This window comes from Aeromonas sp. Prich7-2 (assembly GCF_017939255.1).
Taxonomy (GTDB): domain Bacteria; phylum Pseudomonadota; class Gammaproteobacteria; order Enterobacterales; family Aeromonadaceae; genus Aeromonas; species Aeromonas caviae.
Genome location: NZ_JAGKRI010000241.1, coordinates 1 through 302 on the forward strand (window position 1 = coordinate 1; position 302 = coordinate 302).

Annotated in this window: 1 pseudogene; it reads right to left on the minus strand. The window is 57.9% G+C overall.

The features are described from left to right. Positions 1–302: pseudogene (locus J9892_RS21395) on the minus strand (IS21 family transposase); the annotation flags it as partial.

The window sequence follows — 302 nt, forward strand, 5'->3', positions numbered from 1 at the left end:
GCAGCCCACTGTTTAAGACGCCCTGGGGTCCAGCGTTGCTGCTTGCTGTGACGTTCCGGCATGTGCTCAGGGAGCGTGCTCATCCCCGGGATGGTTTTACGTGGATGGCTCGCGACCAGCTGTTGCTGGTGATAGACCTGAAGCAGTGTGTCGCCTGCATGGAGCTCCAGTTGCTGACCCACATACTGGTGTGGCACCGAGTAATGGTGCTGCTCATAACTGACGTGATAGTCGATGTTGACCTTGACCGTTTTGATGGCGACATAGCGATAGGGATGCACCGGCAGTGGTCCCAGTGCCGG